This is a genomic window from Rhodococcus ruber NBRC 15591 (assembly GCF_001894945.1).
Classification (GTDB): domain Bacteria; phylum Actinomycetota; class Actinomycetes; order Mycobacteriales; family Mycobacteriaceae; genus Rhodococcus; species Rhodococcus ruber.
Window position 1 is genome coordinate 101,808 of sequence record NZ_BCXE01000036.1, and the last position, 26,236, is coordinate 128,043.

Consider the following 26,236-nt stretch of genomic DNA (forward strand, 5'->3'; position numbering starts at 1 on the left):
CACCCGGAGGGAGGACGGCGCTTCCTCTCCCTCGTGAACGAGGGAGTATCCGCGCCGCACATCAGATGACACCGGATCCGGTGCTGGTCGACCGCGACGGCCCGGTCACGACGATCGGGATCAACCGTCCGGGGGTCCGCAACGCCGTCGATCGGGCGACGGCCGAGGCGCTGGCCGCCGCCTTCCGCGCCTTCGACGCCGACGACGGCGCGGCGGTCGCCGTGCTGCACGGCACCGGCGGCACCTTCTGCGCCGGTGCCGACCTGAAGGCGATCAGCGAGGGACACCCGAACCGGGTCGCCCCGGACGGGGACGGGCCGATGGGCGTGTCGCGGATGCGGCTGTCCAAGCCCGTCGTCGCCGCGATCTCGGGGCACGCCGTCGCCGGCGGGCTCGAACTGGCCCTGTGGGCCGATCTGCGCGTCGCCGAGGAGGGGGCGGTCCTGGGCGTGTTCTGCCGCCGCTGGGGCGTGCCGCTGATCGACGGCGGCACGGTGCGGCTGCCGCGGCTCATCGGCGAGAGCCGCGCGATGGATCTCGTCCTGACCGGCCGTCCCGTCGACGCCGGCGAGGCGCTGAGCATCGGGCTGGTCAACCGGCTCGTTCCCGCCGGTCAGGCACTCACCGCGGCCCGCGCTCTCGCCGCCGAGATCGCCGCCTTCCCGCAGACCTGTCTGCGCCGGGACCGCCTCTCGCTGCTCGAGCAGCACGGGCTCGACGAGGACCAGGCGTTGCTCAACGAATTCCGGCACGGCGCGGTCTCCCTGGCGCACGACACGCTCGAGGGCGCGTCCCGGTTCGCCGGCGGTGCCGGGCGGCACGGCAGTTTCGGTGAGCCCGGCACCTAGCCGTCCACATCCCCGCCGTCCCACACCACGTGCCCGTCCGCCCGCATGCGGGCACCCGGCGCCGCCTCGTGCGCCAGTAGACGGCCGTCGTGCATGAGGTGCTCGACGTCGTGGCCGAACCGCAGCACGACGACGTCGGCGACGAGGCGGCGGTGGCATCGCCACCACACGCTCTCGCTGCACATCATCGCGGTCCGGCGCCGCTCGGACTCCTCGAGCAGCCCGTCGAGCGCGTCGGCGAACTCCTCGGTGCGGGTGTGGGCGGCGTAGGCGGCGAACTGCTCGACCCGCCACCACGAGTCCTCGGGCGTCGTCCCGGCGGGGAGCCGTCGCCGGCCGCCGAGTCGCCGCTCGAGCCGGTAGCCGATGCCGGCATCGGCCAGCCATTGCGTCATCGCGTCGCTCGACAGGTCCGGGTTGCGCCGGCTGCCCGGGAAACGCCGGACGTCGACCAGCGACTCGACGCCGGCGGAATGCAGCAGCTCGGCCAGTTGCGTCCGGTCGAGCCGTCCGTGCCCCACGGAGAGCAGCATCGCGACGATTCCTCCCTCGGGTCGGGTTCCCTCCGGCATACCTGCCCCTCCGGCATACCCACCGGCGGCTACCGCATGCCCGCGCCCGCGACCGGCGCGTGCCGGCAGCCCCCCGGCGACGCGATCGGCAGTTCCTCGAACCGGCCGTCCGGAAGGCGCAGGTGCACATGCACCGCACCGGCGACCACCCCCAGCGGCTCGCGACCGAGCAGACGCGCGAGCACGTACGTCGCGCTCAGGCTCGTCACGTCGCGGATCACGCCCAGCGGCAGCAGCGAGCCCGTCTCGGCGAGCACCTCGCGTTCCCCGGCGCGCAAGACCAGCCGCAGGCCCGGTGCGATGCCCTGGACGGCGAGCGAGACCGCGACGTTGTCCCGGTCGTCGGACCCCACCGCGGCGAGCGCGACCGCCCGATGGACCCCGACCCGCTCGAGCAGCCGGCGGTCGCCGCCGTCGCCGACCACGGCGGGGATATTCAGGTCGCGCACCAGTCGCAGGTTGCGCGCATTCGTGTCCCGCTCGACACCCACCACCGGGATGCCGAGGTCCCGCAGCTCCCGGCACAGCCGCAGACCCACCTGCCCGAGGCCCACGACGATCACGTGCCCGGAGCGGGGCAGCGATCGCGGGCCGAGCAGCGCGGTCAGGCGCGGACCCAGCAGCCGGTCCACCACCCCGGCGGTGAACATGGCAGTGAACACGATCGTCGCCAGCATCGCGGTGGACGCGATCGCGGCGTATGCCTCGTTGCCGTGCGGGTCGGCCGCCGGTCCGACCGTGGTGACCACGCGGACCGCCTCGTGGAACGCGTCGATCGTTCCCTTGCCCTCCCCGAAGGTCAGCCAGGCCCAGTCGCCGAACAGCACCGCAGCCAGCCCGAGCAGCCCGGCGAGCAGGATGCGGGTGCCGGTCTCGTGGGTGCGCAGCACCGCGGTGAGTTGCCCGGCCCACCGCTGCCACGCCATGCGGCGCGGCACCGCGACGGGCACCTCGTCGAGCACGTCACCGGCCGCGCGGATGCCGCGCGGTCCGCGGGTGGAGGTCACCGCCAGCAGGTCGGGTGCCACGCACGGCCCGGCCAGGGACGCCACGGCCAGGTCCGCCGGCGACGTCACGTCGCACTGCGGCAGGAACCGGGCGAGCTGATCGCCGATCGTGCGGTCGAAGATCGTCGCGACCATCGGGGCGTCCGGCTGCAGGTGCGCCGCGGCGAGCGCGTACCGCAGCGCCACCACGTCGTCCTGCAGGAGCACCGCGATCCCGGCGACCGGCGGCCGGTCCAGTAGGGCCCGCAGCTCGTCGTCGTCGGGCCGGGGCGCATGCCGCACGGTGCAGCCCAGGACGACGAGCGAGGCGCAGACCCGGCGCGCGACCGTGGTGTCGCCCACCACGACGTACGTCCCGGTGTTCCCGCTGGTTGTGTCCGCATCCGCCACGGCGACCACCTCCCCGCCCCAGGGGACCACGCCACCTGCGCGGATGCATCCGGCACCGCGGATGCTGTGAGCGATTCGCCCCGGCGCAGCGGCGTGTGACGGCGCGGACACGGCGGCGCTGCGGCGACGCCGGCGCCGCTGTGGAAAACTCGCGACGTGGGTACAAGCACTCGAATCACCGGGCGCGGGCGGCTGGCGCTGCGCGCGGCGAAGGCCGCCTCGTGGGCCTCGCAGAAGGCCGGGCGCGGCAAGGGCTCGATGATCGGCGGTCTCGTCGCGCTGAAGATCGATCCGCGGCTGATGGAGCAGCTCGGGCGCGGACGACGCACCGTCCTGGTGACCGGCACCAACGGCAAGTCCACCACCACCCGGATGACGGCGGCGGCGCTGGAGACGATGGACTCCGTCGCCACCCAGGCCGACGGGGCGAACATGGACGCCGGCATCGTCGCCGCGCTGGTCGCCAATCAGGAGGCGCCGCTCGCGGCGATCGAGGTCGACGAGTTGCACACCCCGCACGTCGCCGACGCCCTCGACCCCGAAGCGATCGTGCTGCTCAATCTGAGCCGCGACCAGCTGGACCGGGTGGGCGAGATCAACATGATCGAACGCAAGCTGCGGGCCGGTCTCGAACGGCACCCGGACGCGGTGGTCGTCGCGAACTGCGACGACGTGCTCGTCACCTCCGTCGCCTACGACCATCCGAACGTGGTGTGGGTGGCGGCGGGCGCCGGCTGGTCGGGCGACTCGGTCAGCTGCCCCCGCACCGGCGAGCCGATCCTGTGGGAGGACGGGCACTGGCGCAGCACGGGATCGGATTTCGCACGGCCCGAACCGGATTGGTGGGTCGACGACGACAATCTCTACGGCCCGGACGGGCTGGTGCTGCCGATGACGCTGACCCTGCCGGGGCGCGCCAACCGCGGCAACGCCGCGCAGGCGGTGGCCGCGGCGGTCGCCCTCGGCGCGGATCCGGCCGCGGCCGTCGCCGCCGCGGGTGTCGTCGAGGAGGTCGCCGGCCGGTACAAGACCGTGCAGGTGGGTCCGCATTCGGTGCACATGCTGCTGGCGAAGAATCCGGCCGGATGGCAGGAAGCCCTGTCGATGATCGACCCGACGGTCGACGGTCTGGTCATCGCGGTCAACGGGCAGGTGCCCGACGGGGAGGACCTGTCGTGGCTGTGGGACGTGCGGTTCGAGCACTTCGAGGGCGTGCAGGTGGTGGCCTCCGGCGAACGCGGTACCGACCTGGCCGTGCGGCTGACCTACGCCGGGGTCGAGCACACGCTGGTGGCGGATCCGGTCCGGGCCATCGCGTCGTGCCCGCCCGGACGGGTCGAGGTCCTGGCCAACTACACCGCGTTCCGGGATCTGAACACCGCCCTGGCGAAGGGAGCCGCGCATGTCTGAGTCCACCGTGCGGATCGGGCTCGTGCTGCCCGACGTGATGGGCACCTACGGCGACGGCGGCAATGCGCTGGTCCTGCGGCAGCGCCTGCGGATGCGCGGCCACGATGCCGAGGTCGTGTCGATCAACCTGACCGACCCGGTGCCCGACTCCCTGGATCTCTACACCCTCGGCGGGGCCGAGGACTCGGCGCAACGCCTCGCCACGCGACACCTGCAGCGACATCCGGGACTGCAACGGGCGGCCGGACGGGGGGCTCCGGTCCTGGCGATCTGCGCGGCGATCCAGGTGCTCGGCAACTGGTACCAGACGTCGGCGGGCGAGCGCGTCGACGGCGTCGGCCTGCTCGACGTGACCACCGCTCCGCAGCAGACCCGTGCCATCGGCGAGGTCGTGACCACTCCCCTCGTCGAGGGGCTGCACCTGCCGTTGACCGGCTTCGAGAACCACCGCGGCGGAACGACTCTGGGGCCGGAGGCTCGTGCCCTGGGCCGGGTCACCCGGGGTGTCGGCAACGGCGTGGGCGACGGCGTCGAGGGCGCCGTGCAGGGTTCGGTGATCGGCACCTACATGCACGGACCGGTCCTGGCCCGCAACCCCGAACTGGCGGATCTGCTGCTGGCACGCGCGCTCGGCGTGGACTCGCTGCCGCCGCTGGATCTGCCGGAGGTCGAGCAGTTGCGGCGTGAGCGGCTGGCCTGACCCGCCGTCCGTGAACACCCCGCGTCCGCGAACACCCCGGACAGGGGTTCGGCCCGGGAAATCGCTTTCGCGTTCACCGGGCCGGATCTCTGCTTCACGAGCCTCTGTCGTCCTCGGACGTCTGCTCGATTCGCACTACCGATGTTATCTGCATCACACCCCGAATGCAAGGGCGGGAACTCAACGGCGTCCCTTCATCTCGCGCGTCTCGCGGCGATGCTGGTCGACGACGGTGCGGGCCAGTTCCGCCACCTTGACGTTGACCTGCTGCGACGTCCGGCGGAGCAGCTCGAACGCCTGATCGTCGGAGATCTTGTTCAGTGCCATGAGAAGACCGACCGCTTTGCCGATCTCCCGGTTGCTCTCGATGCCGTTGCGCAGTGAGGCAATGTCCTCGCCCCGGGACGTGGCGGCGACGGCAACGGCCGCGAAGGCGGCCAGGACGCTGGCGTGGGTGGCGGCCGCGAGGTCGAAGGCCCCCGCCGTATCGGAGAACAGGTTCAGCGACCCGACCTTGCGGTCGTCGACTCGCAGGCGGAACCCCATCGCTCCACGCACGGGCGTCTGCGTCACGATGCCGGGAGCCAGATGCGGCCACTGCTCGGAGACGTTCAGGTCCGGCTCGATCTGAGCGGCGTCCTCCTCGATCGCGTCCAGGCACGGTCCCTCGCCGGTCGCGCGCTCGAGGTCGTCGACGTGCCGCGCGACGTCGTCGGAGGCACCGACGGTGACGTACGCCTTACCTTCCCGCAGCATGAGACTGGCATGGTCGCAGCCGGGCACCAGCATCGTGGCGGCCACGCAGATCGCCGTGTACGTCTCCGCAGGGCCCGCGCCGCGGTAGACGATCTCGGCGAGTGCGGTGAACACCGTCGCCGGATCGGCCGTGGACTGACCGTTCTGCATGTGCGCTCCTCGACCTCGTCGCCGCGCTTTCGACGCGGGGCTCGGATCGCCATTCAACCAGACACGCCGGAACGGCCGGCGCGTCGCGGGGAGCGCGGAGCCGCCTCCTACGTGCGGATCGCGGGCGATCGCGCGGACCCCTGAGCACAGTTGGACATCCGCTCGAGTAGCGCACGCCGCTGTGATGGGGTACAACACATCGGCATTGGTTTTGTGAACCAAGTCACGAATTGCTTGCAGGGGGATAAACCGAATATGACAGGCACGGCAACGCGCCACCACACCTCACGCTACGAGGACGTCCGGAGCGCCCCGATGGTGCTCGTGTCCCACACCGGCTCGTCGACGCCGGGGTGGCGCGCCGCTCTCGGGCACACGCTCGGCGCCGCCGTCTCCGTCGGCGCCGCAGCCCTCATGGTCACCGGCCTGACCGCGGTCGGTGCGACCACCACCGTCACGGGTCTCGTGTCCTTCCTCCGGACGAACTGACCGTCCCGGTCGACCGAGCCCCGATCATCCCGACATCACAGACAGGAACACCACCACACATGCACACCTCCGCTGTCGCCGCGCCCCGTCGCTCCATGAGCACCGAGGAGATCAAGGCCCGCATCGAGGCCATGTTCGCGGACCGCGACCAGCAGGAGCGCCCGACGGCCGACTGACGATCGGGCCGCACGTCGAGAGGAGAAACCGATATGAACGCGAACGTGGTCGAGCTACTGCTGCTGCTCGGTGCCGCACTGGGCGGCACCGCAGCCCTCGAGGCCTACCTGGTGCGATCGGATTCCGCGCATCCGCACGTGTCCGACGACCTGGTCCGCCCGCCCAGGTACTGACGCGAGACCGCCCGTCCGGAAGACTCCCTTCCGGACGGGTCTTCTCATCCCCGGACGGCCCGGCCCGCGAAGCACGACGCGGGCCCGGTGCCACGGTCCGGGCAGGATCGGCAACATCCCGGTAGGCACCCGCTTCCACCCGGGCGATCGTGGCGTCCGCGTTGAGCGCGGCCTGCGTGAGCCTCCGGCCCGATGCTCCGTCGCCGGACCCGGTCAGGTCCGCCACGTCGCCACCTCGCAGATCGTCACTTCGCGTCCGCTCCCTGCAGCAGCCACCGGTCGTCCACCCGGTCGAGGGTGATCAGGAACCGTGTCGCGTCGACCCGCCCGTCCGGCACCGCGACGTTCTTCACGTCCTGGTCGAGGAACACGAGCACCGTCGCGCGATCCGCGTCGAGTGTCTCGACCGCGGCGTGCGACACGGTCGCGACGGAGACGCCCTGCCCGTTCTCCACGAGCCCGCGCAGGTCTCCCGCCACCGCGCGGTACTTGTCCGCGAACTCGGGGGTGGAGACGTCGGTGACCGCGGCGAGCGCATCGTCGAAGTGCCGGTAGTCGTAGGTGCCGAGCGCGATCGCGTACTCCCGCGCCCGTTCGAGCGCACCGGCCCGTAGGTCCTCGGCCTGCTCGGCCTGCCACCACCGGAAGCCGCAGAAGCCGGCGGCCGCGGTGAGCAGCACGATCAGGACGAGCAGCAGCCGTCGCCGCGGCCGGGAGCCCGGGGGCGCCGTCTCCGGCGGCGCGGGCGTGGCGGTGTCGTCGACGGCGGATTCGGTGGTGGATTCGGTGGTCGGCATCAGTTTCCCAGTCCTTCCAACAGCTTCTGCCAGTACTGCAGTACCTCGACGCCGGTGGGGACGAGCAGCGGATCCTCCGCCATGTCCGGTCCGGTCACCATTGCGGGGGTGGTCTGGTGTTGCAGGCCGAGGTCGTCGGGTCGTGGCGCGACGCGGGCGCCGCGCTGGGCGAGATCCTCGCCCGGCGGGCAGTACAGGGACAGGTTCGGGGTGCGGGGGCTCTCGTCGCCGACAGTGCGGCGCTGCGTGTCGTAGTAGCAGACCGGCCCCTGCGTGGCGACGAGCGAGAAGTCGCCACGGTCGCCTTCGACCACCGAGGTCAGGTCGCCGAGCGCCGCGGGGATCGAGTCGAGGCCGGCTGCCAGGGCCGGGGTGCGCGGGGCGAGCACGTCGCCCACGGTCACCAGGTTCGTCAGCAGCAGCCCGTAGTCGTCACGGGTGTCGGCGAACAACCGCTCCGTCTTCGCGAGGGCCTCCGGCGACCGGTCCAGCAGGTACACGAGCGCGTCCCGGCTACCGGCGAGTTGGTCGGAGACGTCCCGCACGGCCCGCATCGCGCCCGGGAAGGTGCCGGAGTTCTCGGCGAGCGTGTTCACCAGGTCGACCCCCTGCTCCAGCAGTGCCGCGAGGGTCGGCGCCCGTTCCGACGCCATCGTCGAGAGTGCATCGGCGTTCTCGAGCAGGGCCTGCAGGTCGGGCCCCGTACCCGCGAGTGCGGTGCCCCAGGTCTCGCCGAGCGTCGCGACCGATCCGGGATCGATGCTCTCGACGAGTGCGCTCATCCGGACGAGCATCTGGTCGAGCCGCAGTCCCTGCGCGTCCGCCGGCACCTCGAGGGTGTCGCCGTCGGTGAGATAGGGACCCTCGGCGGTCTGCGGTTCGATGTCGAGGGTGATGATGCCGATCGCGGTGCCCGTCGCGACGCGGCCCGTGCTGCCCACGGGGATCCGGGTGTCCGGATCCAGCGTGAGCACCGCCGTCGACCCGCGACCGCCGTCGTCGATCGTCACCGAGTCGATCTCCCCCACCGCGACCCCACGGTAGGTCACCGTCGTCCCGGGACCGATACCGCGCGCGTCGACCAGGTGCGCTCGCACCTCGAGGCCACCGCCGATGCTCTGCGGGCCGAGGACGTAGCGGACACCGAACGCGGTGGCCAGCAGACCGAGCACGACGAACAGCGAAACCTGCACCAGCACCGGCCGTTTCATCGGAGTCCTCCCTGGAGCAGGTCCGGCAGCCCCGACGGGACGGTGACCGGCGGCGAGGCGGCGGGCATCGGGACGCCGCCCGTGAGCAGCATGTCGATCGCTCCCGGCACGTCGAACGCGCCGTCGAACAGCAGATAGTCGCCGTGCACGGACCGGTTGAACCCGTCGACGAAGGCATCCATGTTGGTCAGCGCAGAGCCGACCGTCCGGTTGAAGTCCCGGATTCCGGCGAGGATCTCGGCGATGTCGTCGACGGATCCGCCCATCCGGCCGGAGTCGGCCATGATCGCGTCCAGCGACGTCAGCATCGTGGACGTGCTCGACACCAGGGACCGTAGGTCCGCTTCCTGCGCCGCGAGCAGGTCGACGATCTCCGCGCTGCTCGCGATGCCGTCGTCGATCAGCTGCTGTTGCTGCGCCAGCCGGGCCGTGACGTCGTCGGCGGCGCGCAGCGTCCGGGCGAGGTGATCGCCGTTGCCGGCCGCGAGCGCCATCGTCCGGTCCATCCGTTCGAGCAGGGTGCGGATCTTGTCGCCGCGACCGCCGAACGCGGTCGTGAGCTCGGTGGTGATCGTGCGGAGTTCGTCGAGGCCGCTGCCGCTGACGATCTGTCCCAGCATCGCGAACGTGGCCTCGAGCTCGGGGCCCCGCTCCGTCCGCTCGATGACGTCCCCGTCGGCGAGCGGCTCCGGTGACGGCTGCCCGGGCAGGTCGATCTGGACGAACGGGCTGCCGAGCGCGGACGGCAGCCGCACCGACGCGGCGACGTTCGCGGGCAGTTCGGCCCACTCGCTCATGCTCAGTTCGAGGAAGGCACGGCGGCCGTCCGTGGAGATCGACCGCACGCGGCCCACCACGGCCTGCCCGACGCGCACCTCGGTGCCGGGATCGACGCGGTCCGCCCCGTCGAACACCGCTGTCACCCGGTAGGTTTCGCCCTCGCCGCTGCGCCCGATCGGCAGCTGCTGCAGGCCCACGCCGCACCCCGTGGCCGCGACCGCCGCAGCGGCCAGGACGGCGGCGAGCCCGGCCGTGCGCCGGTTCATCGGCCGCCTCCCAGGGCCCGGTCCAGCGACTGGGGCACGAGATCCCGGAAGGGATCGGACAGGTCGATCGGGACGGTGATCGGGTTGGTGAATCCCGCTCCGGTGCACAACGGCAGCTGTTCCCGCTCGCACAGCTCCCTCGCCCGCGGGAACTGACCGATCCGGGTGGAGATGTTCAGCCGGATGCGGGCGGTGGTGTTCTCACCGATGGTGTTGTCGATGTTCTGCATCGTCAGCGGCAGCACGTCCAGCAGCTCCGCGAGATCGGCACGGTGCTCGGCGAACAGCCCGGTGAGCACCTGCGCGTCGGCGACGACGGCGTCGATGTCCTGCCCGCGGGCACCGAGCAGGGTGTCGAGCCGGTCCAGGATCGTCGTCAGCCGGCCGATCGGCCCGGCGACGTCGAGGTTCTGCCGTTGCAGCTCGGCGGCCAGGTCGGACAACCCGGTGGCCAGTTCGGACAGCGAGCCCTGACGGGCGTTCACGGCCTCGACCGCGATCCCGAGGTCGTCGACGAGCGCCCCGATGTCCTCGGATCGGGCGCCGACGACGGAACTCGCGGCACCCACCGCACGCAGCGCCCGGTTGATCTCGGGTCCGAGCCCCGCGGTGGCACCGGCGGCCAGGTCGAGGGTCGAGCCCAGCGCGCCGGCGTCCGGCCCGAGCGCCGCCGCGATGGTGTCGACGCTCTCGAGCAGTTCGTCCCAGTTGATCGGTGCGTGGCTGCGTTCGGGCGGGATGACGTCACCGTCCTCGAACCGGGCCCCGCCCGCATAGGCCGGGCTCAGTTCGACGAACCGGTCGCTGATGATCGACGGATTCATCACGAAGGCCGAGACGTCGGCGGGCAGGACGATGTCGTCGGGGATCCGCATCGTCACGGTCACGACGGTGCCGGCCGGCTCGACCGATTCGACCGTGCCGACGGGCAGCCCCAGGACGGCGACCTTGCTGCCGGGATAGACACCGCTCACGGACGCGAATTCGGCGGTCACGGTCCGGGCACGATCGGTGCCGACGAAGACGTACCAGGCCGCCGCCGCGCACACCACCGTGACGACGCCGATCGCGAGCCCGCGGAGCGCCCAGGTTGTCCGGGTGGTCACTGCCGTCCGGGTGGTGGTCACCGGCATCCCTCCATCACGCCGAGCGCGCACAGCAGGTTGTCGGGGATGGGGCCGGCGGGGGCGTGCACGTCGACCCAGTTGCCGTTGCCCGACGCGTCGGCGGCGGCACGCAGCGCCGGCGGCAGACGGGTCATCAGCACATCGATGTTCTCGGCGTTGCGGTTCAGCGTGTCGGTCACCGAACGCAGGTTGACCAGCAATGCGTCGATCTCCGCGGAGTTGTCCTCGAGGAAGGCGGCGGTGCGCTCGGTCAGCAGGCGCAGGTCCGCCACGAGCTGCCCGAGCGCGTCCCTGCGGGCGGCGAGCACCGACACGACGGTGGTCGCGTTCTGCACCAGCGCCGCGACGTCCTCGCTCTGCCCGGCGACGATCGCGGAGAGCGAGCGCGACGCCTCGAGCAGTGAGTGTATGCGGGCGTCGTTGCGCGACAGCATCTCTGCTGCGGCGGTGGCGCCGGCGAGGGCGTCGGCGAGCTGGGCCGAGTCGGACGGGACGATGTCGGCGAGCGTCCGCATCATCGCTTCGAGTCCGGGCACGTCGAGATCGCGGGCCACCTGCCCGGCGTCCGCCGCGATCTGGTCGAGGCTGTACGGAACGGAGGTGCGTGCCAGCGGGATCCGGCCCTCGGGGAGTTCCCCGGCCCCGGCCGGAGTCACCGACAGGTAGAGCTTGCCGAGGATCGTCTTCAGCTTCACCTCGGCCGCAGTGCGATCGCCGAGCGGTTGGCCGCCGTCCACCCGGAACGTCACGACGACCCGGTCCGTTCCCAGCCGCAGGTCCTCGACCCGCCCGGTGGGCACCCCGGCCACGTAGACCGGGTCGTCGGGTTGCAGCCCCGCCGCGTTCGCCAGTTCCGCCGTGTACTCGTCGGTGCGGAGGAGGTAGGTGACCCGCGGTGCGGCGAGGGCGACGGCCATCACCGCCGCGACGAGGACGATCCCGACGGTCCCCACCACGAGCGGGTCGGCGGTCCGATCGTGCCGGCCCGCGAGCATCGCGAGTGCGGCGTCGCGGATCCGTCGCACGGCGCTCATCGGCACACCTCCGAGTAGGCCGGGCCGAAGAGGTTGACCTCGGCGTCGTGGCTCTTCACCGTGAAGTTGCACATGTAGAGGTTCAGCCAGCCGCCGTAGTCGCCGATGCGGTTCATGTTGCCGGCCAGCTCCGGAAGGCCGCTCATCACCTGATCGAACTGTCCGGTCCGGGGGATCCACGCGTCGGTCATCGCCCGCAGGTCGGTCACCGTGCTCGCGAGCGGGGCCGTCGCGCCGGCGACGAGTGCGGCGGCGGCACGGACGGAGGTGGAGCCGCGCTCGACGAGCACAGCGAGCTGATCGCCGTCCCCGGCCAGGGCGTCGCTGACGACGGCCAGTCCCGAGATCAGGCGACCGACGTCCGTACTGCGCCGGTCCGCGACGGCGACGAGCGTCTCGAGGTTGACGGCGAGGCTGTCGAAGATCTGCTCGTGCTCGACGAGGTCGCTGCTCACCGACGCGATGTGCAGCAGCAGCGAATCCAGTGTGCTGCCCTGCCCCTGGAACGCCTCGACGACGGCGGTGGCGAGTGTGTTCACCTGGGCGGGGTCGATCGCCTCGAACAGCGGCTCGAACCCGTTGACGAGCGCGGTCAGGTCGACCGGCGGCGACGTCTGCCCGACCGGGATCGTGCCACCGTCGGGCAGTACGGTGCCGGTTCCGTCCTCGGGCAGCGTCAGCGCGACGTACCGGACGCCGATCATGTCGCCGTAGTGCACGTCGGCAGTGACGTCCGTGGTGAGCTCGAACTCCGATTCCACCTCGAAATCGACTACTGCTCTTGATGTTCCGTCGTCCTGCGGCGCGAGTGTCACGTCGGACACGCGCCCCACCCGCACACCGGCGAGCGTGACGTCGCTGCCGGGGCCGAGCCCCTCGACGTCCGTGAACTCCGCGGAGTATGCGCGGGTGGACCCGGCGATCGTCCTGTCGAGGGTGTTGCCGACGACGACCGCCGCCAGTACTCCCACGGCGCAGAACGCCGTGAGGCGCACTCCCGGTCCGAGCAGCGAGTTCACGAGACTTCCACCTCCGTGCCACGGACGAGCGGCGCGAGCAGGATCGACGCGGCGGTGGACGGATTCGTCCCCGTGGCCGCGGGATCGGACGGGTCGGCACCACCTGCGATCTGCTCCAGGTATCCCAGCGGCTCCCGCTCCGCGGCGGCCGAGAGGACGGGCTGCCGGTCGATCGGGCTCGTCCGGACGGGATCGTCGCAGTTCGCGCCGTCCATGCCGGGATACCGGGGGCAGTCGGCGGCGGTGTACGGCATCGGATCCGAGAAGTCCGCGACGGCGGTGATGTCGAACCGCCCGGTCGCGAAGACCCGTGCGCCGGCGTCGCCGAAGGTCGTGAGATGCCGCAGGGTGTCGTCGAGCCCGACGGTGTCGGCCGCGAACGTCTCGAGCACCGGCGCACCGTCGCGGACGACGGCGATCATCCGCTCGGTGTTCTGCGCGATCAGGGTGGAACCGTCGGCGGCCAGGGCGGCTCCGCCGCGCAGCAGGCGTGCCACACCGTCGCGGCGTTCGAGGGCGATCTCCGAGAGCTCCGCCGCGTTCTGCAGGGTCGCGACCATGTCGTCGGTGGCCGCGGCCGTCGACTCGGTCACCGCGGCGAGTTGCGGTGCGGAGGCCAGTCCCTCGTCGATCAGCGGGCCGAGCTGCTCGGTGAGCGCGACGCTGCGGTCGAGGGTGCGGCCGAGGGATTCGCCCCGTCCCGCCAGGGCCTGGCTCATCGCGTCGAGGGTGACGGCGAGCAGGTCCGGCCGCAGTTCCCGCAGGAGATCGGTGGTGGTGTAGTACAGGTTCGCCAGCTGCACCGCCTCGGCGGAGGTGTCCACCGGGATCTGTGTGCCGGCCCGCAGGCGGGGCCCGGTTGCAGGGTCCGCGGCCGGGACGAGTTCGAGGAAGACGTCGCCGAACAGGGTGCGCGGCACGATGCGGAGCTGCACCGAGGCGGGAATGTTTCGGAGCGCGCGGGCGTCGAGTCGCATCGTGATCCGTGAACTCGCGAGGCCCGCCTCGAGGTGCACGAGCCGGCCGACGTGCACGCCCCGGTACTGCACCCCGGCGGCGCCGTGGATCACTCCCGCGCCCGCCGGGACCACCGCGGTGACTTCCGGCTCGCGCGAGAGTCCGCCCGACCCCGAGGCGACGAGCAGGGCCCCCGCGACGGCGACGACCACGACGGCGACGACCCCGACGAGAGCCGCTCCCGCCCTGCCGGTTCCGTCTCGGCGCCGGCGACGGCTCTCGCGCCGCGGTGGGGGCGGCGCCGTGACGGCAGGACCCGGCGCCGTCGCCTGCTGGGTCGTCACGACAGCCCCATCCCCGGCACGGTCGGCACGAGCCCCCACAACGCGAACGTCAGGACCACGTCGGTGACACCGATGGCCAGGATGCTGGTGCGCAACGCGCGCCCGGCCGCGCGACCGACCCCCTCCGGTCCGCCGGTGGCGTGGTATCCGTAGGAGCAGTGCACGAGTGCCACGATCATCGCGAACACCACGGCCTTGGTCAGCGAGTACCACAGGTCGGACGGGCCGAGCGCGAGGTGGAAGTAGTAGTCGTAGGTGCCCGCGGAGTTGCCCTGGAAGGTGACGACGACGAGCCGGGTGGCGACGTACGCCGACAGCAGGCCGACCATGTAGATCGGGACCACGCAGACGGCGGACGCGATCAGCCGTGTGCTGGCGAGGAAGGGCACCGACCGCACGGCCATCGCGTCCAGCGCGTCGATCTCGTCGGAGATCCGCATGGCGCCGAGCTGGGCGGTGAAGCCGGTGCCGACCTTCGCCGCCAGCGCGACGGACGCGACGACCGGGGCGAGTTCACGGGTGTTGGCGATCGCGGACAGCATTCCCGACAGCGACGTCATGCCGATCAGCTCGAGGCCGCGCTGGGTCTCGACGCCGACCATCATCGCGGCGACCGCGGACATCGCGAAGACGATGCCGATGGTGCCGCCCCCGGCGAGCAGCGAGGCATAGCCGAAGCCGACCTCCCCCACGTGGTACGTCACGTGCTTGTGGTACCGGCGCAGCGCTGTGGGAATGCCTGCGACCGTGTGTATCCCGAACAGCACGTGGCGGCCGACGGTGGCGAACCCGTCGACGACGCCGGTCACCGACCGGTGGACGCCGCGCACCCGGGTGACGGTGGAATGGGACAGCATCAGTAGGTCCCCACGGCCGGCACCATCACGGTGTACATCTGGGACAGCACGGTATTGACGACGAACACCATCACGAAGGCGAGCACGACGGCCTCGTTGACGGCGTCGGCCACGCCGCTCGGGCCGCCCTTGGCGTGCAGGCCCTTGAACGCGGCGATGAGGGCGGAGGTGATCCCGAAGAACGCCGACTTCACCATCGCCATCACGAAATCCGACAGCCGGCCGTACTCGGTCAGCGTGCGCAGGAAGCCACCGCCCGAGGCGTCGTCGACGTAGATCTCGTACAGATAGCAGCCGCCGACACCCACGAGCGTGACGAGCGCGCAGAGCATCACCGACACGAGGATCGAGGCGAGCAGCCGCGGCACGACGAGCCGCTCGACCACGTTCAGCCCCATCACCTCCATCGCCTCGATCTCCTCGCGGATGGTGCGGGAACCCAGGTCGGCGCAGATCGCGGAGCCGCCGACCCCGGCGAGCATGAGTGCGCACACCAACGCCGCGGCCTGACCCACCACGACGAACGCGACGATCGCGCCGGAGTACCCGCCGGCGCCGAGCCGGCCGGCGAGGGAGCCGACGGAGACCGCGATGAGCACGCCGACGGGCAGCATCAACAGCAGTGCCGGGCCGCTGCACACCTTCGCGACGAACAGCGCCTGTGTGATCGTCTCGCGGAGCGAGAGTCGACGGCCGGCGACGACGCGCACGGTGGTGGCGAGGGTCTCCACGGAGAACCCGACCAGCGCACCGACCTGGATCGCCAGGTCGTGCACCGGCCCCCTCGCCTCGGGCAGCTCGAACGTCACTCCCATACCCCCGTACGCGTCATCGCGGCCTCCCGTCCCCCGACGGCTCCTCGGCGTCTCAGCCCTGGACGACCGCCGACAGGCCGCCGCGCAGCTGGTGCTTGACGACCTTGCCGCTGGCGTTGCGCGGCAGGGCCTCGACGATCACGACGTCCTTCGGATGCTTGTAGCGGGCGAGCCGCTCGTCGAAGAACGGCTGCAGCTCGTCCAGGGGAAGATCGTCGTGGCCGGGCCGTAACGCGATCACCGCGACCGGCACCTCGCCCCACTTCGGATCCGGACGTCCGATCACGGCGGCCTCGAGGATCTTCGGATGCGAGAACAGCACGTTCTCGACCTCGGCGCAGTAGATGTTCTCGCCGCCGGAGATGATCATGTCCTTCTTGCGGTCGACGACGTAGACGAAGCCCTCGTCGTCGACGCGCACGAGGTCGCCGGAGTGGAACCAGCCGCCGTGGAACGCATCTGCCGTCGCGGCCGGGTTGTTCCAGTACTCGCTCATCATGGTGGGTCCGCGGTAGACGATCTCGCCGACCTCACCGGGGGCCACGTCGTTCATCTCGTCGTCGACGACCCGCGCCTGGATGGTGGGAATGACCCGGCCGACGGAGCCGAGCTTGCGCAGCGCGTCCTCGCCGTCGAGCACGCAGGTGATGGGTGACATCTCGGTCTGGCCGAACACCGCGACGTTCGACGCGTCGGGGAACGTCTCGGCCATCGCGCGCAGGATCGTGTCGGACGACGGCGCAGCGCCCCAGGAGATGTTGCGCAGGGCCAGCTTCCGCGGGTTCGCCTGCTGTGCCGCGCACACCGCCTGCCACTGCACCGGCACCAGGAACAGGTTGGTGACCTGCTCGGCCTCGAGGACGTCGAGCAGCTCGTTCGGGTCGAACGCCCCCACCGGATGGATCACGGTGGCGACGCCCAGCATCAGGTTGGGTGCCATCGCACCGAGAGCCGCGATGTGGAACATCGGCGAGGCGCAGAACCCGACGCCGGACTCGTCGAACAGGTGGAACGCACGGATGCACGTGAGGGCCTGCGCGGACATGTTGCTGTGGGAGAGCACCGCGCCCTTGGGCCGTCCCGTGGTCCCGGAGGTGTACATGATCAGGGCCGGGGTGTCGTCCGGAACGTCGACCGCCGGGTGCGGCTCGCCGGTCTCGGCGACCAGGTCCTCGTAGGCGAGGCTGTCGCCGTCCGGGGCCCCGCCGACGGTGATGGACAGGCCGAGCCCGTCGCTCTCCGCGCGGACCGCGGCGGCCAGCGGAGCGAGGGGTGCCTCGACCACGATCGCCGAGGCCCCGCTGTCGTTCGACAGGTACGCCACCTCGGGCGCGGTGAGACGGAAGTTGACCGGCACGGCGATCGCACCGAGAGCGTTCGCGGCCAGCACGGTTTCGAGGTATTCGGGGCGGTTGAGCATGAGCACGACGACCCGGTCACCGAAGCCGACGCCGCGCCGCGCGAGGGCACCGGCGAGCCGCTCGACCCGGTCGTGCAGCTCCGCCCACGTGATCGACCGGCCCTGGAACCGCAGCGCGGTGCGGTTCGGGATCATCAGGGCGTGCCGCTCGAGGTGGTTGTTCCAGTTGTTGCGACGCAGGCGCTGGGTCTCGGCGAGGGTGGAGGCGGTGACCATGAGGATTCCTCTCGGGGCGTGGCGGAGGTGCCGACGGGACGCGATCCGGGTTCTCGATGTGAGGCACATTACAGGCAGCGGCCCTGTTCGGCCAGCATTTTGTTAATGGTGATTCTCGAGGAGACAACCGGTTGAGGAGGGCGCGGGCGCGCGCAGCACGGAGCGTGTCTCGCATCGAATGATTTTGTCGCCCAACGTCTGAACAGGGCAGTCCGACCGGGACGCAGCCGGGCGGCGACCGGGGTTCCCGCGCCGGTAAGTGCACGGCCTGTCGTCAGGGGAAACGCGGGGCTCGCTTCTCGAGCATGGCCATGGCCGCCTCGGCGAAGTCCGCCGAGGCGAGCAGCTCGGTCTGGCCGCTCTTCTCCCGGGCCAGCGCGTCGTCGAGCAGGCCGAGCGTGGTGGCATGAAGTGCCCGCTTGGTCAATTCGAAAGCGCGCCGCGGTTTCGTCGCCGTCCGAGCCGCCACGTCCGCGACATGCGCGGCGAACTGCGCGTCGGGCAGGGTGCGCGCGACGAGGCCGAACCGGTCGGCATCCGCGGCCGACACCCGCTCGCCGAGCAGCGCCATCTCCGCGGCCCGCGCACGCCCGACCGCCGCCGGGACGAGCAGGCTCGCTCCCCCGTCGGGCATCAGCCCCATGTTCACGAACGACAGCAGGAAATAGGCGCTCTCGGCGGCGTAGGTGAGGTCCGCCGCAACAGCCATCGACACGCCCACGCCCGCGGCGGGGCCGTTGACGGCGGCGATCACCGGCACCGGAACCGTCGCGATGGATCGGATCACCGCGTTCGCGACGTCCATGACCTCGGTCGGATCGGCCGGGTTCGTCGCTGCCGCAGCGAGATCGGCGCCGGTGCAGAACGCCGTTCCCGCACCGGTGAGGACGACGGTGCGGACCCGGGGATCGGGGCCGGCCTCGTCCAGCGCGGCGCCGAGCGCCCGCATGGTCGGCAGGTCCACGGCGTTCATCCGCTTCGGCCGGTCGATGGTCAGCCGCAGGATGCCGTCGGCGAGTTCCGAGCGCAGCCCCTCCCCGGTCGGTGTGCTCACGCCCCGACCCCCTGTGCCACGAATCCGCGGAGCCGGTCCTCGATGATCGACTCCGCCTCGGACACCATGCGCTCGACGAGTTCGGCCACGGTCGGGATGTCGTCGATCAGGCCCTGGCTCTGTCCGGCCGTCCAGATGCCCGCCTCGAGATCGCCGTCCTCGAACACCTTCCTGCCCCGGGCGCCGGCGACGAGGTGCGCGATGTCGCCGAACTCCGCTCCGCGCGATTCGATCTCGACGACCTCCGCGCTGACCGAATTCGCCGCCACGCGGGCGGTGTTGTGCAGGGTGCGGAAGATGAGCCGGGTGTCGCGTTCGGTGTTGGCGACGATCTGTTCCTTGACCGCATGCGCGACGGGCGACTCGACGGTGCACATGAACCGGGTCCCCATGTTGACCCCGTCCGCCCCGAGGGCTAGCGCGGCGACGAGGCCGCGGGCGTCCGCGATGCCACCCGAGGCGATCACCGGGATCTGCAGCTGCCGGGTGGCGGCGGGGATCAGGACGAGTCCGGGCACGTCGTCCTCGCCGGGATGACCGGCGCACTCGAATCCGTCGATGCTGACGGCGTCCACTCCGACGCGTTCGGCCTTGAGCGCGTGCCGCACGCTCGTGCACTTGTGGACGACCTTGACGCCGGCGTCCTTCAGGTGGGGCAGGTGGTCGACGGGGTTGGACCCGGCGGTCTCGACGATCTTGATACCCGACTCGACGATGGCCTGCCGGTACTCGGCGTACGGCGGCGGGTTGATCGACGGCAGGATCGTGAGATTGACACCGAAGGGCTTGTCGGTGAGCTCGCGGGTCCGGGCGATCTCCTTCACGAGGTCCTCGGGCGTCGGCTGGGTGAGCGCGGTCAGGAAGCCCAGAGCGCCGGATTCGGCCACGGCGGCGACGAGTTCGGCGCGGCCGACCCACATCATCCCACCCTGGACGATGGGGTGCTCGACCCCGAATGCCTCGGTGAATCGGGTTCTCACTGGACCTCCTCGGATCCTGGACCTGCGCCGCGACGCGCATCGGACGGACACGTCCGGCGCAGCGGCCGGACACCGTGGTGACATCGGGAATGCTCGTTAACTTTCGCGGTGCGCAACCGCGTTTGTCAAGGGTTCTCCGCTGGCCTTTCCGTGGGGCGTGGCCCTCCGATTCGCCGACGCAGATATGGTGTTGGCCGCTAACGTGTGCGATAGGCTGCCGGCATCACGCCCGGCATGAATGGAGGTACGGTGGCGGAGCAGACCCGGGCCGGTTCGCGGGCGACGCGGACACGGTCGACCGCCCGCACGGCGACCGAGGGAACACCGGCTCCGCGACGACGGCCGAAGAACCGCAAGGCACAGATCGCGGCGGTCGCCGCCGAGGCGTTCAGCGAACGCGGGTACCACGGTGTCGGGATCGACGAGATCGCTGCCGCGGTCGGCATTTCCGGCCCCGCCCTCTATCGGCACTTTCCCAACAAGTACGCGTTGTTCCGCGACGCCGCCCTGAGCCTGGGCACGACGCTCGGGACGGCGGTCGCCGAAGCGGACGCCGCGAGCCCCTCGAGCGCCGACCCCGGCGAACGCCTCGACGGCCTGCTGCTCGCCGCGATCCGCACCACCGTCGAATGCCGCCGCACCGCCGGGCTCTACCGATGGGAGAGCCGCTATCTCACCGCGGAGGACCGCGACGCGGTCCGGCGAGAGATCTGGGGGGTCAACCGCCGGATCGGGGCCGCGCTGGCGGCCCTGCGACCCGGGCTCCCGGAACCGGACAACGTCATCCTCAGCGCGGCCATGCTCAGCGTCGTCGGCAGCATCACCGCACACCGCGCCCCGCTGGCCAACCGCCGGATCGAGCGGCTGCTGCTCGAGGCCTGCCGTTCGGTCGCGCGTGTCCGTCCGGCGACGACCGACCGGTCACACGACGAGCCGGCCCGTGTCCCGGGCCTCGCCGTCGCCAACAAGCGCGAGGTGCTGCTGCACGAAGCGATCCTGCTCTTCTATGCCCGCGGGTACCACGACGTGAGCATCGAGGAGATCGGCGCGGCGGCCGGCATCAACGCCTCCGGCGTCTACCGGCACTTCGCGAGCAAGGCCGACCTGCTCGCCGCGGCCTTCCACCGGGCCGCGGACCGGCTCGCCGTCGCCGTGAACGGCACGCTGGCCGACTCCACAACCCCGGCCGAGGCACTGTGCTCCCTGACCCGCGTGTACGTCCAGTTGTCGTTCGCCCGCAGCGAGCTGATGGTCGTGTACTTCACCGAGATCGGAAACCTGCCCGATGCACACCGCACCGACCTGCGCAACATCCAGCGGCTCAACGTCGAGGAGTGGGCCCGCCTGCTCGGCGAGGTACGTCCGGCCCTGTCCGCCGTCGAGTGCCGATTCCTGGTGCACGCCGCGCTCAACCTCGTGCTCGACGTCGGACGTCTGTTGCACTTCGACGCCACCCCCGCCAACGAGACCCGCGTGCAACAGCTCATGCTGGCGACCCTTCTCGGCGACCCGGCGGCGGACGCGTGACGCGCACGGCACTCGCCGCGGTGGTGCGGGAGTACGGCGCGGACCCGCAGCGATGCCGTCGAGGCAGTACTCACCTTCGACCGTCAGGAGTGACCATGACCGTGGCCGACGAGCTGGCCGCACTGCGCCGCCGCACCGACACGATCTCGCCGCGCGAACTCGACGACCTGTGGGCGCGCCTCGAGCCCGCCCGCATCGACGATCTCGTCGGATACCGCTGGCGCGGATTCAGTTTCGACACCGGCCACCGCACCCACACGGTGCTGGGCAAGGCCCGGTGGTACGGCAAGCAGTTCGCCGCCGCCCACGACGTGCAGCCGCTGATGTGCCGGGACGCGAGCGGTGAGCTCTACTCCGACGTCGAAACCGGGCGCGGCGAGGCGTCACTGTGGGAGGTCCGGTTCCGCGGCGAGGTCACCGCCACCATGGTCTACGACGGTATGCCGGTGTTCGACCACTTCAAGAAGGCCGACGACGACACGCTCGTCGGCGTCATGAACGGCAAGGGCGGGCTCGTGTTCGACGCGGGCGAGCACTACTGGTTCGGTCTCGAACGCGACATCGCGCTGTAATCCCCTGCACCGCAAGCCTTCCGCCGGACACCCCCACGCTCCACAGGACCGAATGTGACATCCGGTCGATGTGATCGACCGGATGTCACATTCGGTCACTCGGGGCGCCGGTCCAGGTGCTCGAGCAGCCGGCGGACCGCATCGTCGAACTGCCCCGCGGTCTGCGCGATCACCTCGTCGCGGTCCCCCCTGCGGAACGCGTCGATCAAGCGGGCGTGCGAGTCGACGGCCGACCGGCCCCACTCCGGGTCCGCGGTGTAGAGCCGGTACGGGGTGTAGCGGGCCGCGCTGTAGAGGAACCAGGCGAGCTTCGGGCTGTCCGCGATCCGGTTGACCTCGCGATGGAATTCGAACTCCGCAGCGGCGATCCGGTCGGCGTCCGACGACGAGACCGCGCACCGCAGCGCATCGTTCAGCGCGGTGAGCCGATCGAGGTCCGCAGCGTCCGCGACCCGCAGCACGCGCACCGCCAGTTCCACCGCGATCTGTTTCTGCAGCCAGAAGATGTCGGCGACGTCGCCCCGCCCGAGCGGCGAGACGACGTAACCGCGGTTGGGCACCGACTCCACGAGACCTTCCCCCCGCAGGGTCAGCAGCGCCTCCCGGACCGGGGTGACGCTGACCCCGAGTTCGGCTGCGGTCTCGTCGAGCCGCACGAAGTCGCCGGAGCGCAGCGCGCCGGAGATGATGAGGCCCCGCAGGTGGATCGCGACCTCCTCCGAGAGCTGAGGCCGTCGCCGCAGGGAACGGGCCGGTGCCGCCATCGTCTACAACCCGTAGCTCTTGCCGATGATGTCGCGCTGGATCTCGTTGGTGCCGCCGAAGATCGTCGACACGATCGTCCGGCGGACATGGTGCTCCATGTCGAACTCGGTGGCGTACCCGTATCCGCCCATCATCTGCATGCCTTCGAGGGCCGTCTTCTTCGCGACCTCGGTGGCCTTGAGCTTGACCATGGACGCCTCGCGCGGAAACAACGTGCCCGGGTTGTCGTCGACGAGCCGCGCGACGCGGTACACGAGCAGGCGCGTGGCCTCGATCTCGGTGGCCAGGTCGGCGACGCGATGACGGATGGCCTGGAACGTGCCGACCGGCCGGCCGAACTGCTTGCGTTCGGTGACGAACTGCAGGGCGTCGTCGAAGGCGCGCTGCGCGGTGCCGAGCATCATCGCGGCCAGGATGAGCCGCTCGGTGTTCAGCCCGGCCATCAGCTGGGTCCAGCCGTTGCCGACCTCGCCGACGACGGCGTCCGCCGGCAGATGCACGTCGGTGAGGTAGAGGTCGTTGACCTCCTTGCCGCCCATGGTCTCGATGCCGCTGATCTTCAGCCCCGCGGTGCCGGCCGGCAGGTGGAACATCGTCAGGCCCTGATGCTTGGCGCCGCTGCGGTCGGTGCGGGCGACGAGCAGAATGTTGTCGGCGAAGTGCGCGTTGGAGCACCAGGTCTTCTGGCCGTTGATCAGCCAGCCGTCGTCGACCTTCTCGGCGCGGCAGGTCAGGGCGCCGACGTCGGATCCCGCCTCGGGTTCGGACATGGAGATGGACTGGGATCGGCCCTCGACGATGCCGCCGAGCACGGTCTCCTTCTGCGCCCGGGTGCCGAACTTCTCGTAGGCGGCGCCCGTGATGAGGGTGGGGCCGATGCCCCCGATGGGTGCCATGCCCCGTGTGCTCTGCTCGAGCAGGATGCACAGGTCGACCGTGCTGCCGGCGGAGCCGCCGAACTCCTCGGGCACCGTCACGCCGAGCCAGCCGAGCTCGGCCATCTTCCGGTAGAGCTCCTGGTTGTGGCTGTGCTTGCCGTGGTCGGTGAGGGCGTCTCGCTGTTCGCGGGTGCCGACCTCCCGTCGGCAGAAATCGGCGACGGCTGCGGCGAAGTCCTGCTGCTCGGGAGTGAATTCCGTCAGGTTCGTGTGCATGGGATCGGCCTCCTGGCCTGGACAATTAGTGGGGGGTTGTCGACACCGGGCGCGCCGCCTAGTGTGATATCCACGACAGTGAATCACATCAAATATATTTGATGTGACCCAGCGAAGGAAGCGTCGCCCATGACCCAGGAACTCACGCCCGCCGATACCCAGTCCCCGGCCCCTCCGGGGGATACCTTCGCGAGTCTCGACCCGCGCAACGGATCCGTCCTCGCCGAGTATCCGATCGCCGGTGCCGCCGACGTCGCCGCCGCCGTCGACCGCGCGCGTTCGGCGGCCCGATGGTGGGCCGACCAGGGCTTCCGGGGCCGCCGCGACTGGCTGCTCGAGTTCAAGCAGGCCGTCGCCGCCGACGCCGAGCCCCTCGCGGCCCTCGTCTCCGCCGAGACCGGCAAGCCCCGCGGTGACGCCTTCCTCGAGGTGATGCTCGCGATCGAGCACCTCGACTGGGCCGCCCGCAACGCCAGGAAGGTGCTGCGCCCGCGCACGGTGCCGTCCGGTCTCGCCAGCGCCAACCAGCGGGCCACCCTCGAGTACCAGCCGCTCGGCGTGATCGGCGTCATCGGACCGTGGAACTACCCGGTCTACACCCCGATGGGCTCGATCTCCTACGCCCTCGCCGCCGGCAACGCCGTCGTGTTCAAACCGTCCGAGCTGACCCCCGGCGTGGGCAAGTGGCTCGAGGAGAAGTGGAACGGGCTCGCCCCGACGCAGCCGGTGTTCCAGGTGATCACCGGCCTCGGCGAGACCGGGGCGGCACTCGCCCGCTCCGGCGTCGACAAGGTCGCCTTCACCGGCTCCGGCGCCACCGCCCGCAAGGTCATGGCCGTGTGCGCCGAGACCCTCACCCCGCTCGTCGCCGAGTGCGGGGGCAAGGACGCGATGATCGTCGCGGAGGACGCCGACCTCGACAAGGCCGTGGAGATGGCCGCGTTCGGAGCGTTCGGGAACGCGGGCCAGACCTGCGCCGGCGTCGAACGCATCTACGTCGTCGAGCCGGTCTACCGGCAGTTCCTCGACAAGCTCACCGCGACCATGGAGCGGGTGCGCCCCGGCGGCAGCGACGACGCGAGCTACGGTCCGATGACCCTGCCCCGGCAGATCGACATCGTGCGCGGCCAGATCGACGACGCGCTCGAGCACGGCGCCCGCGCCGTCGTCGGCGGCCGCGAGTCCGTGCACGACCGTTACGTCGACCCGGTGATCCTCACCGACGTCCCGGAGCGGTCCTCGGCGGTGTGCGAGGAGACGTTCGGCCCGACGGTGGTGGTCAACAAGGTGCGCGATCTCGACGAGGCCGTCGAGCGCGCCAACGCCACCGACTACGGTCTCGGCGCGTCGGTGTTCACCAAGGACCGCGCGCGTGGACGGAAGATCGCCGACCGGCTGCGCACCGGCATGGTGTCGGTGAACTCGGTGCTCGGTTTCGCGGGCATCCCGTCGCTGCCGTTCGGCGGCATCGGCGAATCCGGATTCGGCCGCATCCACGGCGCCGACGGCCTGCGCGAATTCAGCCGCCCCAAGTCGGTGACCGTCGAGAGGTTCCGGGCCCCGCTGAACCTGCTCACCCTCGAACGCACCGCGCGGGACATGAAGATCGCCGCGTGGATGCTCCGCACTCGGCACGGGCGGTGACGCGGATGACGTCGACCTCCCCCGACCGCACCCGGGAACGCACGCGCGGGGCGTCCGTCGTCGCCCGCCCCGACGCCCGGACCGAGAAGGCCGCCACCTTCCCCGCGCCGAACCAGGACCCGCACGCCGGATTCGGGCGATTCGGCTGGCTGAAGGTGATCGAGGGCCTGGACCCGGTCACCCACCATCAGGACATCCTGCGGATCACCGCCGGGTACGAGTTCCCTTGGGACTACCAGCGGTCGCTCGAGTTCGCGCTGTTCCGTACCTACTGTGTGCCGAGCATCTCCGCGCTGCTGGCCCGCACCGGCGAGTTCGAGCACCGCCCGCAGAAGCGCTACGACGACACCGCGATCCTGATGTCCGAACTCGTCGAGCACGGGTACGACTCCGACCGGGGTCGCGAGTCGCTGCGCAACGTCAACCGGATGCACGGCAGGTATTCGATCGACAACGACGACATGCTCTACGTCCTCTCGACGTTCGTCTACGACCCGATCGACTGGATCGACCGCTACGGCTGGCGGCGGCTGCACCCGCACGAGCGTCTCGCCTCGTTCCACTTCTACCGGCAGGTCGGAATCCGGATGGGGATCAAGAACATTCCGGAGTCGTACCAGGACTTCCAGCGGTTCAAGCTGGACTACGAGGACGAGCACTTCACCTACAGCGACGACAACCACCGCATCGGCACCTACACCCTGCGGCTGTTCCAGTCGTGGTACCCGAAGGTGCTCGCACCCGCCGTCGCCACGGCCGTGTACTCGCTCATCGACGAGCGGATGGCGGCGGCATTCGGGTTCCCGCAGGGGTCCCCGCGGGTCCGGGCCGTCGCGGAGGCCGCGCTGCGGGCCCGTTCGGCGGTGGTACGCCGGCTGCCGAAACGACGGACCTCGATGGCCGCGAGCAATCCGAGCAACCGCACCTATCCGGGGTACCCGGAGGGCTACCGCCTGCGGGACCTCGGCGTGGAGTACTAGACCCGGGGAGGGAGGAGGCCGGTTCGCCGCCGGCACGCGGGCGGC

26 protein-coding genes are annotated in these 26,236 nt (G+C 71.0%); 9 read left to right on the forward strand and 17 right to left on the reverse strand.

Features of this window, described 5'->3' with window-relative positions; translation table 11 throughout:
* Positions 1-65 precede the first annotated feature (65 nt).
* Complete coding sequence (locus RR3_RS21945; protein ID WP_010594956.1) at positions 66-848, forward strand: crotonase/enoyl-CoA hydratase family protein; 783 nt, start codon at positions 66-68, stop codon at positions 846-848.
* Here RR3_RS21945 and RR3_RS21950 read toward each other — a convergent pair.
* Together RR3_RS21950 and RR3_RS21955 are read right to left on the reverse strand one after the other, a co-directional pair.
* The gene (locus RR3_RS21950) at positions 845-1,381 is read right to left on the reverse strand and encodes a DUF488 domain-containing protein (RefSeq protein WP_064065604.1); all 537 of its coding nucleotides are present in this window, start codon (positions 1,379-1,381) and stop codon (positions 845-847) included. The two genes, RR3_RS21945 and RR3_RS21950, sit on opposite strands and share 4 nt — an antisense overlap.
* 68 nt (positions 1,382-1,449) lie before the next feature.
* On the reverse strand, positions 1,450-2,817 hold the full coding sequence (locus RR3_RS21955; RefSeq protein WP_048773682.1) for a potassium channel family protein: 1,368 nt from the start codon (positions 2,815-2,817) through the stop codon (positions 1,450-1,452).
* A 156-nt stretch (positions 2,818-2,973) separates the two neighbouring features.
* Here RR3_RS21955 and RR3_RS21960 point away from each other — a divergent pair, with 156 nt between their 5' ends.
* A complete protein-coding gene (locus tag RR3_RS21960; protein ID WP_010594952.1) occupies positions 2,974-4,227 on the forward strand; it encodes a Mur ligase family protein in 1,254 nt (417 codons plus the stop codon).
* The gene (locus RR3_RS21965; protein WP_010594951.1) at positions 4,220-4,927 is read left to right on the forward strand and encodes a type 1 glutamine amidotransferase; all 708 of its coding nucleotides are present in this window, start codon (positions 4,220-4,222) and stop codon (positions 4,925-4,927) included. Before RR3_RS21960 ends, RR3_RS21965 begins: the two co-directional genes overlap by 8 nt.
* 180 nt (positions 4,928-5,107) lie before the next feature.
* On the opposite strand, the gene RR3_RS21970 is transcribed toward RR3_RS21965, so the two are convergent.
* On the reverse strand, positions 5,108-5,833 hold the full coding sequence (locus RR3_RS21970; RefSeq protein ID WP_010594950.1) for an ANTAR domain-containing protein: 726 nt from the start codon (positions 5,831-5,833) through the stop codon (positions 5,108-5,110).
* A 255-nt stretch (positions 5,834-6,088) separates the two neighbouring features.
* On the opposite strand from RR3_RS21970, the gene RR3_RS24730 reads away from it, so the two are divergent.
* Both RR3_RS24730 and RR3_RS24980 read left to right on the forward strand, forming a co-directional pair.
* Positions 6,089-6,322: a hypothetical protein gene (locus RR3_RS24730; protein ID WP_099528127.1), complete on the forward strand. Its 234-nt coding sequence runs from the start codon at positions 6,089-6,091 to the stop codon at positions 6,320-6,322.
* A gap of 209 nt (positions 6,323-6,531) precedes the next feature.
* Positions 6,532-6,672: a hypothetical protein gene (locus RR3_RS24980; protein ID WP_017681531.1), complete on the forward strand. Its 141-nt coding sequence runs from the start codon at positions 6,532-6,534 to the stop codon at positions 6,670-6,672.
* Positions 6,673-6,917: 245 nt separating this feature from the next.
* Here RR3_RS24980 and RR3_RS21975 read toward each other — a convergent pair whose 3' ends face one another.
* From RR3_RS21975 to RR3_RS22030, 12 genes are all read right to left on the reverse strand, one after another.
* Complete coding sequence (locus RR3_RS21975) at positions 6,918-7,469, reverse strand: Rv1363c family protein (protein WP_064065591.1); 552 nt, start codon at positions 7,467-7,469, stop codon at positions 6,918-6,920.
* Entirely contained in the window at positions 7,469-8,680 is a 1,212-nt protein-coding gene (locus RR3_RS21980; RefSeq protein WP_048773646.1) for an MlaD family protein, read from the reverse strand. The genes RR3_RS21975 and RR3_RS21980 overlap by 1 nt, the downstream gene beginning before the upstream one ends.
* On the reverse strand, positions 8,677-9,726 hold the full coding sequence (locus RR3_RS21985) for an MCE family protein (protein WP_048773644.1): 1,050 nt from the start codon (positions 9,724-9,726) through the stop codon (positions 8,677-8,679). The genes RR3_RS21980 and RR3_RS21985 overlap by 4 nt, the downstream gene beginning before the upstream one ends.
* Positions 9,723-10,859 carry an MCE family protein gene (locus RR3_RS21990; RefSeq protein WP_064065590.1) on the reverse strand — a complete coding sequence of 379 codons (1,137 nt, stop codon included), beginning with the start codon at positions 10,857-10,859 and terminating at the stop codon, positions 9,723-9,725. The genes RR3_RS21985 and RR3_RS21990 overlap by 4 nt, the downstream gene beginning before the upstream one ends.
* Positions 10,850-11,887, reverse strand: coding sequence for an MCE family protein (locus RR3_RS21995; RefSeq protein WP_010594945.1), 1,038 nt, complete (start codon positions 11,885-11,887; stop codon positions 10,850-10,852). The genes RR3_RS21990 and RR3_RS21995 overlap by 10 nt, the downstream gene beginning before the upstream one ends.
* Entirely contained in the window at positions 11,884-12,906 is a 1,023-nt protein-coding gene (locus RR3_RS22000; protein WP_064065589.1) for an MCE family protein, read from the reverse strand. Before RR3_RS22000 ends, RR3_RS21995 begins: the two co-directional genes overlap by 4 nt.
* Entirely contained in the window at positions 12,903-14,207 is a 1,305-nt protein-coding gene (locus RR3_RS22005; protein ID WP_234420156.1) for an MCE family protein, read from the reverse strand. The genes RR3_RS22000 and RR3_RS22005 overlap by 4 nt, the downstream gene beginning before the upstream one ends.
* Positions 14,204-15,064 (reverse strand): MlaE family ABC transporter permease, encoded by an 861-nt coding sequence (locus RR3_RS22010; RefSeq protein WP_010594942.1) that lies wholly within the window; start codon positions 15,062-15,064, stop codon positions 14,204-14,206. Before RR3_RS22010 ends, RR3_RS22005 begins: the two co-directional genes overlap by 4 nt.
* Entirely contained in the window at positions 15,064-15,873 is an 810-nt protein-coding gene (locus RR3_RS22015; RefSeq protein ID WP_026137959.1) for an MlaE family ABC transporter permease, read from the reverse strand. The genes RR3_RS22010 and RR3_RS22015 overlap by 1 nt, the downstream gene beginning before the upstream one ends.
* A gap of 58 nt (positions 15,874-15,931) precedes the next feature.
* Complete coding sequence (gene fadD5 / locus RR3_RS22020; protein WP_048773639.1) at positions 15,932-17,515, reverse strand: fatty-acid--CoA ligase FadD5; 1,584 nt, start codon at positions 17,513-17,515, stop codon at positions 15,932-15,934.
* Positions 17,516-17,789: 274 nt separating this feature from the next.
* A complete protein-coding gene (locus RR3_RS22025; RefSeq protein ID WP_010594939.1) occupies positions 17,790-18,569 on the reverse strand; it encodes an enoyl-CoA hydratase in 780 nt (259 codons plus the stop codon).
* Positions 18,566-19,549: an NAD(P)H-dependent flavin oxidoreductase gene (locus RR3_RS22030; protein ID WP_072786555.1), complete on the reverse strand. Its 984-nt coding sequence runs from the start codon at positions 19,547-19,549 to the stop codon at positions 18,566-18,568. The genes RR3_RS22025 and RR3_RS22030 overlap by 4 nt, the downstream gene beginning before the upstream one ends.
* Positions 19,550-19,798: 249 nt before the next feature.
* Between RR3_RS22030 and RR3_RS22035 the strand changes: the two genes are divergently transcribed.
* Together RR3_RS22035 and RR3_RS22040 are read left to right on the forward strand one after the other, a co-directional pair.
* Positions 19,799-21,076 carry a TetR/AcrR family transcriptional regulator gene (locus RR3_RS22035; RefSeq protein WP_064065587.1) on the forward strand — a complete coding sequence of 426 codons (1,278 nt, stop codon included), beginning with the start codon at positions 19,799-19,801 and terminating at the stop codon, positions 21,074-21,076.
* 95 nt (positions 21,077-21,171) lie between these two features.
* Entirely contained in the window at positions 21,172-21,648 is a 477-nt protein-coding gene (locus RR3_RS22040; RefSeq protein ID WP_064065586.1) for a DUF4334 domain-containing protein, read from the forward strand.
* Between the two features lie 95 nt (positions 21,649-21,743).
* Here RR3_RS22040 and RR3_RS22045 read toward each other — a convergent pair whose 3' ends face one another.
* Together RR3_RS22045 and RR3_RS22050 are read right to left on the reverse strand one after the other, a co-directional pair.
* Complete coding sequence (locus RR3_RS22045; RefSeq protein WP_017681520.1) at positions 21,744-22,412, reverse strand: GntR family transcriptional regulator; 669 nt, start codon at positions 22,410-22,412, stop codon at positions 21,744-21,746.
* A gap of 3 nt (positions 22,413-22,415) precedes the next feature.
* Complete coding sequence (locus RR3_RS22050; RefSeq protein ID WP_010594933.1) at positions 22,416-23,567, reverse strand: acyl-CoA dehydrogenase family protein; 1,152 nt, start codon at positions 23,565-23,567, stop codon at positions 22,416-22,418.
* Between the two features lie 129 nt (positions 23,568-23,696).
* Between RR3_RS22050 and RR3_RS22055 the strand changes: the two genes are divergently transcribed.
* A complete protein-coding gene (locus tag RR3_RS22055; protein ID WP_010594932.1) occupies positions 23,697-25,211 on the forward strand; it encodes an aldehyde dehydrogenase family protein in 1,515 nt (504 codons plus the stop codon).
* Between the two features lie 5 nt (positions 25,212-25,216).
* Positions 25,217-26,191 (forward strand): oxygenase MpaB family protein, encoded by a 975-nt coding sequence (locus RR3_RS22060; RefSeq protein ID WP_040273673.1) that lies wholly within the window; start codon positions 25,217-25,219, stop codon positions 26,189-26,191.
* Positions 26,192-26,236 lie beyond the last annotated feature (45 nt).